Annotated in this window: 18 protein-coding genes; 5 read left to right on the top strand and 13 right to left on the bottom strand. The window is 40.6% G+C overall.

The features are described 5' to 3' along the window. Nucleotides 1–42 precede the first annotated feature (42 nt). From mtnN to pseC, 5 genes are all read left to right on the top strand, one after another. Nucleotides 43–735, top strand: a complete 693-nt coding sequence (gene mtnN, locus AB5Y83_RS02160; protein ID WP_368174622.1) for a 5'-methylthioadenosine/S-adenosylhomocysteine nucleosidase — start codon at nucleotides 43–45, stop codon at nucleotides 733–735. Continuing rightward, complete coding sequence (locus AB5Y83_RS02155) at nucleotides 732–1,694, top strand: cobalamin biosynthesis protein (protein ID WP_368174621.1); 963 nt, start codon at nucleotides 732–734, stop codon at nucleotides 1,692–1,694. The genes mtnN and AB5Y83_RS02155 overlap by 4 nt, the downstream gene beginning before the upstream one ends. Continuing rightward, nucleotides 1,687–2,532: a cobalamin-binding protein gene (locus tag AB5Y83_RS02150; RefSeq protein ID WP_368174620.1), complete on the top strand. Its 846-nt coding sequence runs from the start codon at nucleotides 1,687–1,689 to the stop codon at nucleotides 2,530–2,532. The genes AB5Y83_RS02155 and AB5Y83_RS02150 overlap by 8 nt, the downstream gene beginning before the upstream one ends. A 159-nt stretch (nucleotides 2,533–2,691) precedes the next feature. Continuing rightward, nucleotides 2,692–3,696 (top strand): UDP-N-acetylglucosamine 4,6-dehydratase (inverting), encoded by a 1,005-nt coding sequence (gene pseB / locus AB5Y83_RS02145; RefSeq protein ID WP_021230866.1) that lies wholly within the window; start codon nucleotides 2,692–2,694, stop codon nucleotides 3,694–3,696. Further along, nucleotides 3,693–4,844: a UDP-4-amino-4,6-dideoxy-N-acetyl-beta-L-altrosamine transaminase gene (gene pseC / locus AB5Y83_RS02140; protein ID WP_368174619.1), complete on the top strand. Its 1,152-nt coding sequence runs from the start codon at nucleotides 3,693–3,695 to the stop codon at nucleotides 4,842–4,844. Before pseB ends, pseC begins: the two co-directional genes overlap by 4 nt. On the opposite strand, the gene AB5Y83_RS02135 is transcribed toward pseC, so the two are convergent. From AB5Y83_RS02135 to AB5Y83_RS02075, 13 genes are all read right to left on the bottom strand, one after another. Then, entirely contained in the window at nucleotides 4,824–5,963 is a 1,140-nt protein-coding gene (locus AB5Y83_RS02135) for an aminotransferase class III-fold pyridoxal phosphate-dependent enzyme (RefSeq protein ID WP_080660199.1), read from the bottom strand. The two genes, pseC and AB5Y83_RS02135, sit on opposite strands and share 21 nt — an antisense overlap. Further along, nucleotides 5,963–6,385, bottom strand: coding sequence for a cupin domain-containing protein (locus tag AB5Y83_RS02130; protein WP_080660198.1), 423 nt, complete (start codon nucleotides 6,383–6,385; stop codon nucleotides 5,963–5,965). Before AB5Y83_RS02130 ends, AB5Y83_RS02135 begins: the two co-directional genes overlap by 1 nt. Then, nucleotides 6,375–7,094, bottom strand: coding sequence for a hypothetical protein (locus AB5Y83_RS02125; protein WP_021230862.1), 720 nt, complete (start codon nucleotides 7,092–7,094; stop codon nucleotides 6,375–6,377). Before AB5Y83_RS02125 ends, AB5Y83_RS02130 begins: the two co-directional genes overlap by 11 nt. 21 nt (nucleotides 7,095–7,115) lie before the next feature. After that, nucleotides 7,116–8,045, bottom strand: a complete 930-nt coding sequence (locus AB5Y83_RS02120) for a phosphoglycerate dehydrogenase (RefSeq protein ID WP_139429470.1) — start codon at nucleotides 8,043–8,045, stop codon at nucleotides 7,116–7,118. Further along, entirely contained in the window at nucleotides 8,042–9,121 is a 1,080-nt protein-coding gene (locus AB5Y83_RS02115; protein ID WP_080660197.1) for an AroB-related putative sugar phosphate phospholyase (cyclizing), read from the bottom strand. The genes AB5Y83_RS02120 and AB5Y83_RS02115 overlap by 4 nt, the downstream gene beginning before the upstream one ends. Then, nucleotides 9,118–9,780, bottom strand: coding sequence for an SDR family NAD(P)-dependent oxidoreductase (locus AB5Y83_RS02110; protein ID WP_050576479.1), 663 nt, complete (start codon nucleotides 9,778–9,780; stop codon nucleotides 9,118–9,120). Before AB5Y83_RS02110 ends, AB5Y83_RS02115 begins: the two co-directional genes overlap by 4 nt. After that, a complete protein-coding gene (locus AB5Y83_RS02105; RefSeq protein WP_080660196.1) occupies nucleotides 9,770–10,792 on the bottom strand; it encodes a Gfo/Idh/MocA family protein in 1,023 nt (340 codons plus the stop codon). The genes AB5Y83_RS02110 and AB5Y83_RS02105 overlap by 11 nt, the downstream gene beginning before the upstream one ends. A 2-nt stretch (nucleotides 10,793–10,794) precedes the next feature. Continuing rightward, nucleotides 10,795–11,388, bottom strand: coding sequence for an SIS domain-containing protein (locus AB5Y83_RS02100; protein ID WP_050576478.1), 594 nt, complete (start codon nucleotides 11,386–11,388; stop codon nucleotides 10,795–10,797). Next, nucleotides 11,385–11,822, bottom strand: a complete 438-nt coding sequence (locus AB5Y83_RS02095) for a hypothetical protein (RefSeq protein ID WP_139429469.1) — start codon at nucleotides 11,820–11,822, stop codon at nucleotides 11,385–11,387. The genes AB5Y83_RS02100 and AB5Y83_RS02095 overlap by 4 nt, the downstream gene beginning before the upstream one ends. A 65-nt stretch (nucleotides 11,823–11,887) precedes the next feature. Further along, nucleotides 11,888–12,712, bottom strand: a complete 825-nt coding sequence (locus AB5Y83_RS02090) for a glycosyltransferase family 2 protein (RefSeq protein WP_368174618.1) — start codon at nucleotides 12,710–12,712, stop codon at nucleotides 11,888–11,890. A 4-nt stretch (nucleotides 12,713–12,716) separates the two neighbouring features. Then, nucleotides 12,717–14,627 (bottom strand): methyltransferase domain-containing protein, encoded by a 1,911-nt coding sequence (locus AB5Y83_RS02085; protein WP_368174617.1) that lies wholly within the window; start codon nucleotides 14,625–14,627, stop codon nucleotides 12,717–12,719. 42 nt (nucleotides 14,628–14,669) lie between these two features. Continuing rightward, entirely contained in the window at nucleotides 14,670–15,641 is a 972-nt protein-coding gene (locus AB5Y83_RS02080) for a class I SAM-dependent methyltransferase (protein ID WP_080660194.1), read from the bottom strand. Nucleotides 15,642–15,709: 68 nt separating this feature from the next. Then, on the bottom strand, nucleotides 15,710–16,684 hold the full coding sequence (locus tag AB5Y83_RS02075) for a glycosyltransferase (protein ID WP_080660193.1): 975 nt from the start codon (nucleotides 16,682–16,684) through the stop codon (nucleotides 15,710–15,712). Nucleotides 16,685–16,686: the final 2 nt, after the last annotated feature.

Here is a 16,686-nt window from a genome sequence, read left to right as displayed (position 1 = left end):
CAACTTAAATTCAGCCACACGGCTATCAAGATGAGGTCAGCAATGAAAGTAGGTATTATCGGCGCTATGGAGCAAGAAGTGGCCCTGCTGCGCAGCCAGATGAGCAACCCCACCACCCTGCAACTGGGCGGCTGCGAGTTCTATCAAGGGATGCTGGCAGGCAAAGAGGTGATCCTGACCCGCTCCGGTATCGGTAAGGTCGCCGCCAGCGTGGCCACCAGCCTGCTGCTGGAAAAATTCGCCCCCGACTGCGTCATCAATACCGGCTCTGCGGGCGGCTTTGCCCAGGATCTGCATATCGCTGATGTGGTGATTGCCAGCGAGATGCGTTTCCACGATGTGGACGTGACCGCCTTTGGTTACGAGATGGGCCAGATGGCGCAGCAACCCGCCGCCTTCCCCTGCGACGAGAAACTCATCGCGGTCGCTCAGGATTGCATCGCTGAGCAGGGCAAGCACCAGACCAAGGTCGGTCTTATCTGTACCGGCGATCAGTTCATGTGCAAACCGGACGCCATCGCCAAGGCTCGCGCCGACTTCCCGCAGATGCTGGCGGTCGAGATGGAAGGTGCCGCCATCGGTCAGGTGTGCCACATGTTCAAGGTGCCCTATCTGGTGGTACGCGCCATGTCCGATATCGCTGGCAAGGAACAGGTTGAATCCTTCGATGCCTTCATCGAAGTGGCCGGCAAGCACTCCGCCGAAGTGATTATCAAGATGCTCGGCAAGCTGTGATCGAGAACGGCTCGTTTGATTTGATGGCCGACGCCCTCCTCTCGACGACGTCGGCCATTCTGGTGGGGGCTGCCCTGCTGGAGGCGGTGATCCCGTGGCCATCCCATCTGCGTCTTTCGGCCGTCACGCCCTTGCTGACCCGGCTGGGGCACAAGGTGCACAGACCCGATGGTTCACCCGGCCAGCAAATGCAGGCCGGCCTGCTGGCAATGCTGGTAGTCTGGCTCCCCTGCGCCGCCGGGCTCTGGTCGTTGCGCAATCTGGCATTGAGCGAACCGATCTTCGACCTGCTGTTCATGTTGCTGATGCTCGAATCCCGTCCACTGCGCGAACTCGCCCATGCCACTCACTCTCTCACCACGCAGGAGACCCTGCCGCTGGCGAGATTGCAGGTGGCTCCCTGGCTCAAGCGGGAGACCAGTAAACTCTCGACCATGGGGCTCGCCAAAGCAGTGACGGAGAGCTGTGCCCTGCGTCTGGTCGGCCAATGGGCTGGCCCCTTGATGGGATACGCTCTCGCGGGGGTACAAGGTGCACTGCTCTGGCGGCTGACTCAGCTGATGAGCCAGGGCTGGAGCATGAAGGATCCCGCGTTTGGCTATTTTGGCCGAGCCACCAGCGCCCTCTATCAGGGGCTCAATGCTCCCACCATCCTGCTGTTGGGGCTGCCGCTCCTGTTGCCACGGCTCAAGCAGGCCACTCAACTGCTGCGAAGTGGTGCGATCTGGCCCTATCCCGCCATCGGGATGCTGCTGATGCTACTTGCTGACAAGTGCCGGATCCGCCTTGGCGGCCCTCGCTACTATCAGGGAACCTTGCAACGCTGGCCAGTACTTGGCAGCAGTGGTGACCCCGGTGGAGAGTCACCACGCAAGGTCCTCAATATTCTGCAAGCAATGGGCTGGGGCTGGTTGATGCTGGCACTACTTGTCACTGTGGCGGGGTTATTTCATGGGTAGATGGCTGCGATTGCCGACTTGGCTGCCCTGCGCGCTGCTGGCCTGGTTGCCCGGTGTTCTGTTTGCCGCAACTCCGAGCCGGGTGGTGAGCGTGGTACCCCATCTTACCGAACTGCTTTACGACATCGGTGCCGGTGACAAACTGGTGGCCATCGACGATGCCTCAGACTATCCCGCCGAGGTGAAAACCAAGCCCAAGGTGGCCAATTATCGCAGCATCAATGTCGAGGCCCTGCTGGCACAAAAGCCGGACTTGATCCTCGGCTGGCGCTCGGCCCAGTCACGAATGCTGGCACCGCTGGAACAACTGGGTATCCCGGTTTTCTACTCGGAGCCCACCGATTTTGCCTCGCTGGCGACCGAAATGCGGGCGCTGGGCAAATTGCTTGGGGTGGAGAAGAGTGCCAACGAAGCCGCCGATCGCTATCTGGCGCGTCTGCATTCCCTGCAACAGCGCTATGGCCAACCGACCGGTGTCAAGGTGTTCTACCAACTCTGGTACCCGCCGCTCACCAGCGTCAGTGGCAATGCCTGGCCGGCTCAGGCCATCGAACTCTGCGGCGGGATCAACATCATGGCGAATGCCAAGACCCCTTACCCTCAAGTGGACATGGAACAGGTGATCAGAGCCAACCCATCGCTGATCCTTGCTGGGAGTCAAGATCCTGACGCTCTGCGTCACTGGCTGAAGTGGCCTAATCTGGACGCGGTGCAGCATCAGCGACTCGATTTGATCAACTCGGATGAGCTACACCGATTCACCCCGAGAGCCCTCAATGCTGTGGAGCAGGTTTGCCGAGCTATCCGGCTAAGCTCGCAAAGCACCAGCACATCTTGATACATCACTAATGATGAGGATCGACCTGAAGTGTTCTGGATGGCAACCAAATCTTTAAAACTGTTTTTGTGTGAATGGATCACACTCTTTGCCAAAAAAGCTGGTACTTTATTTGCTAGCATATGATTCATCTACTGTTTTTATGACGAGATGCCCACAATGTTCAACGATAAAACGCTACTGATCACAGGTGGCACCGGCTCGTTTGGCCAACGATTGGTCAAAACAGTACTGGAACGTTATAAACCGAAACGGCTTATCATCTATTCTCGTGACGAACTGAAGCAGTTCGAGATGCAGCAGGAGTTTAACGACCCCTGCATGCGCTATTTTATCGGTGATGTAAGAGACGCCAACCGACTCACCATGGCAATGCGTGGCGTCGATTACGTGGTCCATGCAGCAGCACTGAAACAGGTTCCAGCTGCTGAATACAATCCCATGGAGTGCATTAAAACCAATATCCATGGTGCAGAGAATGTCATCCAGGCAGCCTTGCTCAATCAAGTCAAAAAAGTTATTGCTCTCTCCACTGACAAGGCCGCCAACCCAATCAATCTCTACGGTGCCACCAAGCTGGCATCAGACAAACTCTTCGTGGCAGCAAACAACATTGCGGGTCAGGATCCCACCCGTTTTGCCGTGGTTCGTTACGGTAACGTGGTCGGTTCTCGCGGATCTGTCGTCCCCTTCTTCCAGAAGCTGATTGACCAGGGTGCAGATGCGTTGCCCATCACCCATGAGGATATGACGCGTTTCTGGATCACCTTGCAGCAAGGGGTGGATTTCGTTCTGGACAATTTTGGCCGCATGAAAGGGGGGGAAATATTCGTTCCCAAGTTGCCATCCGTCCGAATTACGGATCTCGCCAGTGCTATGGCGCCTAACCTGCCACACAAGATCATCGGCATTCGCCCTGGAGAAAAGCTTCACGAAGTGATGTGCCCTGCCGATGACTCTTATCACACCTTTGAGTTTGATGACTTCTTCGTAATTGGCCCAACCATCAACTTCAATAATCGCAACAACGATTTCTCCAAAACTGCGGCAGGCGAGAAGGGAAAGATGGTCGAGCAGGGATTTGAATACAACTCTCGCAGCAACCCTGACTTTTTCTCCATTGAACAGCTAAAGAAGATGAACCAGAGCAAGGTAGCAGAATGATTCCCTACGGCCGTCAATCTATCAGTCAGGCAGATATCGATGCTGTCGTTGAAGTTCTCAAGTCCGACTTCCTGACCCAGGGGCCGGTCGTTCCACGCTTCGAGCAAGCGGTTGCGGACTACTGTGGAGCTAAATTTGGGGTGGCGGTCAATTCAGGTACTGCAGCACTCCATATCGCCTGTCTGGCGCTGGGAGTTGGCCCCGGCGACTGGGTCTGGACATCCCCCATCAGCTTTGTGGCATCGGCCAATTGCGCTCTCTATTGCGGGGCACAAGTCGATTTTGTCGACATTGAGCCCGATACAGGGAACATGTGCGCAGTGGAGCTGGAGAAGAAACTGATTGCCGCCAAGGCGGAAGGAAAACTCCCCAAGGTAGTCATACCAGTTCACTTTGCCGGCCTCCCCTGCGATATGAAAGAGATCCATCGGTTGGGGCAAGAATATGGCTTTCGGATCATCGAGGATGCCTGTCACGCCCTGGGGGCTCGCTATCACGATGAACCCACCGGCAACGGCCGCTACAGCGACATCACAGTATTCAGCTTCCACCCGGTGAAGATCATCACCACTGGCGAGGGTGGCATGGCCATGACCAACGACCCTGCGCTTGCCAAGACGATGCGCATGCTCCGCAGCCATGGCATCACCCGTGAACCGGAAGACTTTATCAATGAGCCAGATGGTCCTTGGTACTATGAGCAGCAGATGCTTGGCTTTAACTACCGTATGACTGATATACAAGCGGCATTGGGGTTGAGCCAGATGGCCCGCTTGGAAGAATTTCTCACTAAACGGCGAGCCATAGCAGCCTATTATCAAACTAAGTTGTCCCACTCAATGAGTGAAGTATTAAAAAACCGAACAGATCGTCAATCAGCGTGGCATTTATTTGTTGTCATAGTAAAAAATCCGATCCGAAAAGAAATTTTCACCAGACTGCATCAAGCAGGGATAATTGCTAATGTGCACTACATTCCAATCCATCATCAACCATATTATAAAAGAGCATATAATACGAGCAAGCAGCAGTCTAAACACTTTTATAACTGCTGCATAACGATACCACTCTATCCTGATATGCAGCACGACCAAGCGGTATTTATTATAACAAAACTACTTAAGACTCTAAAAAACCAACGAATCTGATAGACGTTGAATTAAAACCTCCATTTCTTGCTCTGTTAATGCCAGGTTGGGCCGCAATCTTACAGTTTTATCGCCCGACCTATTAACTATAACCCTATTTTTAAAACACCGTTCTATATAATCATCTCGCTTTTCTTGAGAATCGAAATCAAATGCAATCAAAAACCCAAGAGACCTATAATTATTAACCTTATGAGCCATATTTTTACGGATGTATTCAGTGTGGTCCCTAACTTTACACAAGATCCCCAGATCTTCATATGCCTTCATTATATACGTAGACCTAATCATATCTATCAAATCACCATTAAAGGTAACGCCAAGCTTTTTATATTTATCATTTAATATACCAGCATATTTATCACTTAAAACAATACCACAAACCTGAGCTTTTTTACCAAAAACCAAAATATCTGGCACCAGATTCAGATGCTCGTAATACCACATTTTACCTGTAACACCGAATCCTGTTTGGATCTCATCAATGATGAAGCAAATATCATGCTGCTGACACAGGTCTCGAACTAATCGTAGCGTTTCAGGTGAAAGATAGATATCTCCATTTGTAGCTTGAATTGGCTCAACAATAACAGCAACAAGATTTGATAAATCTTCATTTTGTAAATATGTAACAACGTCATCTAAATCTAATTGAAGCCAATCGCTATTAGATGGGTAATATTGCATTCTTTTTTCTGTAACACCAACTCGGCTAGTTACAAACCCCCAACTATTAACACCATGGAATGAGTTTTTGATGCTAATAACAATGGGGGATGATACCCTTTTATATTCCATAGCTGACTTCAATGCGGACTCAATAGCTAATGCACCAGTGCAGTTAAAATGGTAATTCGTTGAGAATGTATACCTCTGGAATGCAGTAATGAACTTATCAAATACGTCGCAAGAAAAAACGTCTGTTGCTACTCTTAACGATGCAACCTTTAAAACTTCACTTTTAAATTCATTAGAATCAAATACCTCATGATTATAACCTAGCGGCAGTGATGAATACATATTGAACATGTCAAGATACTCATCACCAGAGTTTAAATCCATTACATAAGAACCATGAGATTTAATAAGATCAATCTTTAAAGGAAATAAGTTTTTCATTAATAATGGTTCTCCTCATAAATATGAGCTACATCATAACGACTCACAGCAATACGAATTGCAGCTCGTTCACCAACAGCGGTTATTTTATGTGGTATATTTTTAGGAATAAAAACAACATCTCCTTTTGATATACATCTAATCTCTCCATCAAAATCCCATTCCCAAGAACCATCTACAATAAACCACCATTCGTTCCAGTCGGGGTGATAATGCTTTCGATTCCCTTCACCAGGTAGTTGGCAAATTAATGTAGCCGAGTTTGATTCAGTATCAACCAAGGTATGTGACCAAGATGAGTCAACCCCATATTGTGCAATAAGTGTATGAACATTACACACACTTTGATTAGCCTTATCAAAAAACGAACTCATCACCCCATCTTTTTTTAGGATATTGCGAACATTTGCATCAGACTTCATAATATTTTTTCTCCACTGACATATTTTTCATATTTAAAATTGCCTCAGCCAAAAAGAAGTCCTTCTCATTATCTATATCTATGATACCATCACCTTCAATAACGTAATATCCAATTTTACCCTCACCACCATATACCGCACACCCATGCGACTCCATATTTCTTACAAATGTATTTACATCCCAAGCCATTATTGACGAAGTGAACAATCGAACTGGAACCAACTCTTGCGATGGCGGCATTGGTTTTGCAGGATCAAAATTTAGAGGTATATTATTAAACAGGCCTTCAATTTGCTCTTCTTTAACCGTGTGGACCGTTTTATAGTGCCCATCAATTAGCATTTTTACTAAGCATTTAATGTCTTCGGCTCTAGTGAATGGTGAAGTTGGATTAACCTGAACCAATATATCGCATTTTATGTTTTTAATAAAATCAAGGGCGAATTCATCATTGGTTGCACTGCTAGATGCCAAATGCTCTGGTCTCTTATAAAAACAAACACCACTCTCTTTAGCTACTGACTCAAAAATATCCCCCTCAGAATTTATATAGATCGAGTCAAATACACCAGCCTCCTTACACGAATCCGCAACCCACTGCGTTAATAACTTCCCTCCCAATAATCGTAAATTTTTTTTCGGTATGCGTTGACTACCAAGACGAGCAGGAATCATAGCAACTATTACCAGATTATGTTGTTCAGACATATATCACCTTTAATTTTAATGTCAGCTTTCATCAATTTTAAAGTATTTGCAAAGCGATTTTATAGCACTTGCACCCATCTCAATCGTTGCTTCTTTAGAATTACCGCCAATATGTGGTGTTGGAATTAAATTTGGCAATGCTAATAATTGCAAGTCTGTCGGCGGTTCAACAGGATAAACATCGATAGCTGCACCAGCAATGATATTATTTAGTAACGCTGATTTAAGTGCCATCAGGTCTACAATTTCGCCCCTAGAAGTATTGACAAGTAGGGAGTTTGGCTTCATTTTTTTTATGAAACCACTATTCACCATATTCCTAGTTTCTGAGGTCAATGGTACATGTAGAGAAACGATATCAGCTTCAGTTAGAATTGTTGATAAATCGACTTGCTCAACTAAATATTGTTGGCATATTAACTGCTTATCCATGATATCATTTATCAAGATCCGACATGAAAATGGAGATAATAAATTAATTAATTCAGCGCCAATATTTCCACAACCAATAATACCAATTGTCTTTCCATATAGACTATATCCCCCTTGCTTTAACCACACTCCACTTGATAATTTTAGTGCGGAATTAAACACATTTCTGGTTAACATCAGAAACATACAAAGAGTCAATTCTGCTACAGAGTGTCTATTCACTCCGGGGTGGCAAAACACTTCAATACCATATCGCTCACACGCTTTAAAGTCGATGTTGTCTGTACCTACCCCGAACTTTGAGATAACCTTCAATTTCGGTGACTTTGAAAGAACTCTGTCAGTTACATTCTCCAAAGCTAGAATAACACCTTCACAGTCCGATATGAAATCAATTAGCTCATCCTCATTTAACTTCGCACCGGAAAGATTTAATTTATAATCTGAAAACTTTTGGCTAACCAATTCAACAAGTTGACTGTTGTTTGAAAATGCCTTTGATGTAATCGCTATTTTCATTTCACCCTCAAAATATTAACTACCCTCTCCAAAACATCTACAAACTCAACATCAGATAAGTCGTCAACTTTTTCTGCTGTAAAGTCATCAGAAGATAAGAGAATAATTGAAAGAAATTTTCCAGTGCGCTTCTTGTCTTGTCTCATAGCTCGTATTAACGCAGTTGAATTAAAATATTGACTAAGTAACGTTATATTTATATTGGGAAAGAGAAGTAGTTCATTTATTTCATTAGACAATTCTTCACTAATATAACCACGAGACACACTAAGTGCATTTGCAAATACCATACCAATACTAACAGCTATACCATGTGGAATACGATAATCAGAGCTTGACTCAAGTGCATGCCCGAAACAATGACCATAATTAAAAAGATTTCTCTTACCAAAGTCAAACTCATCTTGACTAATGTATGACTGTTTTACTCTATGCGTTTCTAACAGGGCAGCACCAAAGGAGGCATCCTGCTTTATTTTTTTAACCAGCGATGAGATATGAGTTAAAGACACCTTTTTTGTATCATCAAGCAGTAAAAACTTAATTATCTCACCAATGCCACTATCTATCTCTGTCGCAGACAGTGATTTCAGAAATGGGGTGCAAATATATACTTCATGGGGAGGATAAAAAGTTCCAAGTGTATTTTTATATTGTTGGAAATTGAGTGATGTTTTACTCCCAACACAGCTATCAGCTTGAGCAAGGAGAGTAGTTGGAAAAAATGTCCAACGAACACCCCGATATAACGTAGATGCAGTGAAACCAGTTAAGTCCTGTATTATTCCACCACCAATACTTACGATATGTAGATTTCGCCTATCATTAAACCCAAGGAGAAAACGATATATATCACAAACTGTATCAATATTTTTTTCATCTTCAACTGGATTTAATATATGCACCCTGTCATTAGGTATAGAAGAAAAAAAATCTCTATAAATAGCAAACACATTTTTGTCTATAAAAAAGACAGCTCCGATATTTTCAGAACAAACTTTCTTAAGTGAGGCCATTGAAGCATCAATATTCACATGATAATCATGAATTTTTGATGGAATAACTAAAGTTTTCATGCCAAAAACCCCCCATCAATACCAATAGCCTGACCTGTAATAAATGTATTTTCGTCAGAAATTAAAAATAAGACTAGATTAGCTATTTCTATTGGACTAGACAGGCGATGCATAGGTACTGAAGAAATAATTTGATTTAGCTGTTCATTTGTCAAGCTAGATGAGGTTAATTCTGTATCAGTAAAACCAGGACAAACAGCATTAACCAATATATTATTTGGTGCAAATTCTCTAGCCCACGCCCTAGTGTAACCAATCAAACCAAACTTTGTTCCACTATATAACGCTCGCTGCTCTTTAGAACGAAGCCCCCATACGGAACTAATGTTAACGATCTTGCCCCCACCATTAAATTTCATATATGGAAGACAGTACTGAACAAGCAGTAATGGAGCCTCTAGGTTAACCGCATTTATCTTACGTAGATCCGAATAAGATATCGCTGCTGTATCCTTTATAATATTTATTCCAGCATTATTTATAACAATATCGAATTGTCGTTCTGTTCTAAAAAAAGTATCTATACTCTCAATCGATTCTAAATTTAGCTGTTCTCTGCCTGGTGCAACAACATCATATGTTTCAGATAGCAAATTTTTAATAGCTAGACCAATTCCTCTGCTACCCCCAGTGAGCAATACTCGTTTTTTAGTTTTCATAGAAACCACTTTTATTATATATACTCTCAACTAGGCTCAAAACATCATACGCATCTTGGCTAGTTCCATAGAATTTAAAACTTGAAGATTTAATTGCAGATATAAACTCATCTAATTCCTTTCTCCAACTATCATCATTCTCATACCAAGTCGTATTTTCAGCTGGTTTTCCCATAGCAAAAGTGATGTCTTCAAATTCTCGCCTACTGACAACCAGTGTTTCAGGTGTATAACTTCTCGATTCTGATAAAATTCCGTCTAATACAATAAAACCTTCAGAAAAACATAACTCTAATAAAAATTTATGCCTCCATTGAGTTGCGCTAGAATGCAATGAAGCAATAACTCCATCTCTATCTGACTTTAGGGTAACAAAGGCATTATCTTCAACATCTACATCCCAATAACTACTCGTTAAGACGCTAGAAATCACATCGAACTTACATCCTGATAAGTGATGGAATAAATCAAGCATGTGAATTCCTTGGTCTAATAGAATACCTCCGCCAGAATATGGCCTGTAATTACGCCAGTTAGAGCCATAATCTATGCTACCTGCTTTACCGTATACCCCCCGCATCCATAACAGCTTTCCCATAGCCCCCGTATTAATTATTCGTTTAGCTTCCATAACACTATAATGAAGCCGATGATTAAAACCATACTTCAAAACCACCCCAGCCAGTTCTTCAATAGCCATGACCGCAGATAATTCAGCGCAAGTTCGAGCTGGTGGTTTTTCACAGAAAACATGTATTCCTGCTTGCATTGCAGCAATAGAGTACTCTGCAGCAACATTGTTAAATGCACAAATAAATATTGCATCTGGCTTTAACGACAATAGCTCCTCAAATGATTTACAAACTGGAATATTTGATGAAACCCCAGTAACAAGTTCACTATCTTTCTCATAAATACCAACTAACTCTGTAGAAGGATTTTCAAGAATACATTTCCCACGAATTTTACCCATTTTACCATAACCAGCAATGGCAACACGCAAGATACTCATAATTACCTCAATACATATCTAGACTTATTTTCAGGTTTCAAGGAGATATAATATGAGTATATGATATGATCAAGAATCATATGTACATCTTCGACTATACCATAGTCTCCCTTTTCGGTATTGACATGATAGTTTATATTGCAAATCTGCTTTAACTCTCCACCATCAAAGCCAGTAAGACCAATTAGTGCAGAGCCAACTTGTATTGCGTATCTTGATGCTTTTACAATATTTGGTGAATTTCCACTACAGCTGATTGCAATGACTACATCATCTGGTGTCAACTTATCCACTAACTGGGCATAGAAGATATTTTCATATCCAATATCATTAGCAATAGCTGTGCACACGGGAACGTTATCAGCCAGACTAACAATATTGAAATTTCGAATTCCCCGGAGTTTCAAGCCAACAGAAAAATCGTTTGCCATATGTGATGCAGTTGCAGAACTACCACCATTCCCTATAACATAAATTGTTCCGTTCTTATGATGGCAAGCTTCAAGCATCAGAATAATTTTTTCAATATTATCACTATCTAATGATAATATTGTCTTTGCCATTCGCTCTAGATACGAATTAATAAAATCCTTCATTGTGTTACCCCCATATTAAATCCTGTTATTTTATTTACAGGAATATTGCATTCATCTATTAGAAAGCTTTTAACCTGCTCTTCTCGACCTAACACACAGATCAGAATAATATCGAAGTCATTGTGATCTAGTAGTAGTGGACATTCAACCTCCACATTGGTTAGCTGAACTTCATTAAAGTTATAATCAACAATTTTACATATAGAATCTCTAATTACAAGGTGACAAAAGCGCCCCACCACACCATATCCATAGATAGCAATTCTTTTATAGTTAATAGAAAGCGCTGATAAAAAACTCACCATTTGGTTTAATGACTTAGATAATTTGTAGTTTTCAACAGAATTAATTTGATGCGGTTCAAGTATGAAAGAGAGCCTATTTGCATAGTTTTCCACGCCATGGTGTAAATAATAGTAATAATCATCAATCAAGGTTATGTCACGCTTTATTAGAAAGTCTAGACAATACTCCTTTGAATACACGCAATAAAATTTATCTAATACATAGCATAGATTTCTTTATTATCATTTCTAGAGTTTAACTTTTTTAAAACATATAATGACAGTCTCAACAATCTAAAAAACAGCTCCTCGCCACATTCAGATAATTTATTATGTTTAATTAGAAAGTCACTTGCTTCATTGTAAGATAAAAACAGATCATCTACTTCTTTTATTGTGACATTGCTTGTTATAGAGTCGATTCGCTTGTAATAATAATAAAGATGTTCAGAAAGCACACATATCCTTTTTGCATAAAAAAACAACTTAAAAGTTGTCGCTACATCTTCATAAAGGCAATTCTCCGCAAACTTTATTCCATTATCAATAAAGGGCTCTCGACGAAATGCTTGGATACAGGCTGAACTTGGATGCTCACATGATAAAATTGTTTTAAACGTCGGCATGGCTAAGGAGGACAAGAAATCACATATGTCATTATCCCCTACTCTAATTAAACCAAATCGAATAATATCTGGTTCATTATTTTCATGAATACATAAACATATTCTTTCAATCATATCGGGATGAATGTAGTCATCACTATCAATAAAAATGACATACTTGCCGCTTGCAAAAGCTAGTCCATAATTTCTTGCAGCCCCCAACCCACCATTACTTTTATATAAATAGCGAATACAATCATATTGCCTTGCAAAGTCTTTCCCTATAATGTCAGATCCATCCGTAGAACCGTCATCAACTATAAGTACTTCATATAAACTAGCATTCGATTGCCCTATTATAGACATCAAACACTTTTGTAGATATCTTTTTACATTAAATACAGGAATGATAATGCTAAACAATGGAGTTTGCACCGAGTTAGTCCCTATTTTTGCATATTATCAACTGCGTTGCCTGATAGTAATTAACAATTCTATGATCAATTATTTTAAAAAAACGACTAACATATGAATTAAACTCAGAGTACGACCACTCTCTTTGGTGAGCATAATTTCTTGGAGGGCCAAAAAATGCAGGATCCTCATCCCCATAAACCAAATTTCTATCTGGCGTAGATATTAATAAGTATTTGAAATTTTGACGAGATAAATATTCCATTAATAAATCAGGGTCAACTAAATGCTCAACTACATCTGAGCAGATAATAACATCAACATCAATTTCACTTCTATTATTTTCGAAATTAGAAACTCGCCAATCTTTAGTTGGATAAATTGATTTAAGACGCGAAACATTCATATCTAACTCATAGCCGATTGTATGATAGTCAGAGAGATATGTAATAAGCTTGAAACCTGATCCACAACCAATATCAGCAACTGATTTAAAGTTATTTTTAACCATTAACCCTAACGCATGTAAGTACACTTCAAGCTGCCATTCATCCTCATACTTCATGTCATCATAATGATGATATTTATTACGAACCGCATAGCGAGGATCGATGCCATAAGTCTCTGCAGAGGTGAAGGATATTCCATCTCGTTCCTCCAAGAGGTTCTTTACCCTGTAAGCAGCCATCTTACCTGGTGGTATCCCACTTGATATATTACATTTATTATCAAGAAATGCATAAGCCTTCTCACGCACGGTATCTTTATTTTCGAGGCTAAATCGTATTGCGGACTCTAACTCATTACTTGTGGTTGCAATCTTATAAGCACCAAGTGGTTCTTTGTACAAATGAACTCGTTCACCATGAGGATTAAAATATATTACAGGTTTCCCCATTGCCAAGCTTTCAAGAATAACAGTACTAAACCTACTTATAACAATAGTAGACATTCTAATTGTGTCATACACATCATCTTGAGAAACTAATGAAGGATGAAACACACCATGATCTGCATGATGCTGTGATATTATATAATCGATACCAACTTTCTGACAAACCTCAACTATGGCGCCAACCCATCCATCTCGGACTTCCTCGTAAGTACCATAAGTAAAATTGACATTAATCATCACTCGCTGCTTTCTAGGAAAGCTAATTGATGAATTATATAGCTTCCAAAGTTTTGGCAACCCAATAATTGATGTTTTATCTATTTTATGCGTTAATTTTTTTTGGTCGTCAACACCAAGTAAAAGCACATACTCAACTGTATTATATGCATCTCTTTCATAATTATAGTCGGTATCATCAAAGTCCTCTATACCATCAACAATACCGATTGTTAATAACCCATTATCACGAGCAGCCTTTATCAAAGGTCGCCCAAACCCCGAATCCCAATCTATAGAAGCCATTAACCCCTTATATTTTGAGGTCGAGACCTGATCTCTATGAATACAATCTACATCTTTATTTTCACAAAATCCCTGGCGAAGATTCTCATTATTCTCAGAACCAATATCTATCAATGCAGAACTGATATTTATAGCCTTTAATTCCCTATGGACTATTGACAGATCCGTTACATTGGATTTATTAAATGGCATTAAAAGTATATCAAAATATTTTCCAGATTCTACAAAATAAACATAATTTTGAAGTGCTACTAATTCACAATCCATCTTTTTATACAAGAGAACTTTGTTGCCATCAAATTTTTCAGATATAGCTCTCCAGTGATTTGGGCTATGTATGATCACATAATCATAGTCATTTCCTATCATCTCAGGACTTATTATATTCGCTCCCGATTTATAACTATCTACAAAACCAATAAACTCGATCCCATCATCTAATTCATCTCTCAGCTTCAATGAGATATCATTGTATGGAGATATGTAAATTTTACTGCCAATAATGTCTTTGATATTCATACACGCCTCTAAAGACCATTAAATTATTAAAGAGCACAAAAATCATACAAAAATAATTACACCATGAATTATCGTTTCAAAATCTAACGTATAACTACCTCTACCAAAGATGTCATCCATATTCTCGACAATTTCTTTTGTTGTCAAATTCGTAAACTTCATATCTCTGCATACTTTAATATCACTGTTTGGTAAATGTATTATTGCTTGCCCTGTAGGTGATAGTACTCGACGTATCTCTTGTAGATATGAAAGAATATTTTCCTTCTCAACTCTGACTAATGTGTCCATGCAAAATAAAAAATCCACACACCCAGAAGAAACACCTGATAGTTCATTACCTGTAGATACATAAAACTGTAGTTTGTGAACAAACTCTGGATAGCGACTCTTTATTATGCAAGGGAAATACTCATTTATATCTACACAAATAATCCTTGACGCCGCAAGCATATATTTTGTCCATTTTCCACCGAGGGCGCCGAGATCCAAAACACAGCTGTGAACAGCTATTTTTTCTTGCAATCTATCTCGAATCTTTAAATAGTTTCCTAACCTGTCGTTGGATTTGTCAGGATCACCCCATGTGTACCCATAACAGTTAATATCATTATTTTTAATTACATAATTTCTTAGATGTGACTCCCAAAACACTCTCTGTGAACTCATATTATTATATGTATCGGTCATAATATATTGATACCCAGCAAATTCATCCCTCCTTACTAAGTAACCGTTATCACCGGAATCACCGGACAACACCCAAAAATAAACAGAGCTGATATCAATACTTTCAACTATTTCCCGCCAATACATAGGACTATATATTATAACAACATCACTAGTTTCAACCAATTCAGGAGTTTTAATAACATCACAATCTTTTTTATATTTATCAATAAATCCTAAAAATATACCACCTGTAGAGATAAATATCTTTGATAGTTTTTCAGTTACATCATTTTTTGGGCAGAAATAAACTCTCTTTCCTAGTAGAAATTTATCATCAAACATATTTACCCTCCCTATAAAATAATGCTAATGATATGATTTTTAAAAAATCCAGTCATTTTCACCTTCTCTTAAGATAGATATTCCTCCTTTTTAGGGAGCCAGTTAACTTGAAGTGGCGGTTTGAAACTGAAATATATATCAGGTGATGCATTGTTTCTTACACATAAATGATGCCAACGCTCAAAAAAAACTCCATAATCATCAGGCAGCGAGTTACTTTTAATTACATGGAGATCATTCAACCATTTCGACACTCTCATTAGTTGTGTGATATTAAGCCCCTCATTAATATCAGACAGCCACATATGCGCATCACTATCTTGCTGAACACTTGGTATGCCTAGCTTATAAAAATAATAACTAGTTATTTCATCATATAGTTTTCTTTGCCTTTCTTTGCGTAAAAAAGAAACTTGAGTGTCATGAACTCTATATAACACTAACACCTCCCTAAGATTATAAAATGTCACCCCTTCTTTACTCGTGCTCATTCTAACCCATAGTTCTGTGTCCTCTACATCACAGTAATATGCATCATAACGAAATCTTTTGTATGTTTCAGCCTTAGCCATTATAGCGTTATGCCCAAGCCCATTAGTCCTCAGCAAAAACATATTTTTTATAAAATTATCATAAGTTCTATAGTGCCAAATTCCAGATTTAGCACCAAATAGTTCAATCCAGCACCCCACTATATCTATAGTCGGATTAGATAATAAAAAATTTAGCTGTTTCTCAAATCTTAACGGTAGTGATATATCATCACCATCCATTCTTGCAATATACTCACCAGATGCAATTTCCAACCCATCATTCAAGCAAGAGGCTATACCACCATGCTCTTTTTCAAGTAAAATTATCCGAGAGTCAATATCTTTAATCTCTTTTACCTTATCACGAGTTTGGTCATTTGAACCATCATCAATGACAATCAACTCAATATTTTTATGTGTTTGCTCTAAGATACTATTGATAGCATCTTGTACATATTCAGCACAATTGTATACTGGCATTAATACTGAGATTAAAGGATTATTCTTCATTT

It is taken from the genome of Aeromonas sp. R5-4 (assembly GCF_040908215.1).
Lineage (GTDB): Bacteria > Pseudomonadota > Gammaproteobacteria > Enterobacterales > Aeromonadaceae > Aeromonas > Aeromonas veronii.
The sequence above is the reverse complement of the archived record's forward strand: the minus strand, read 5'-3'. Positions and strand labels throughout refer to the sequence as shown.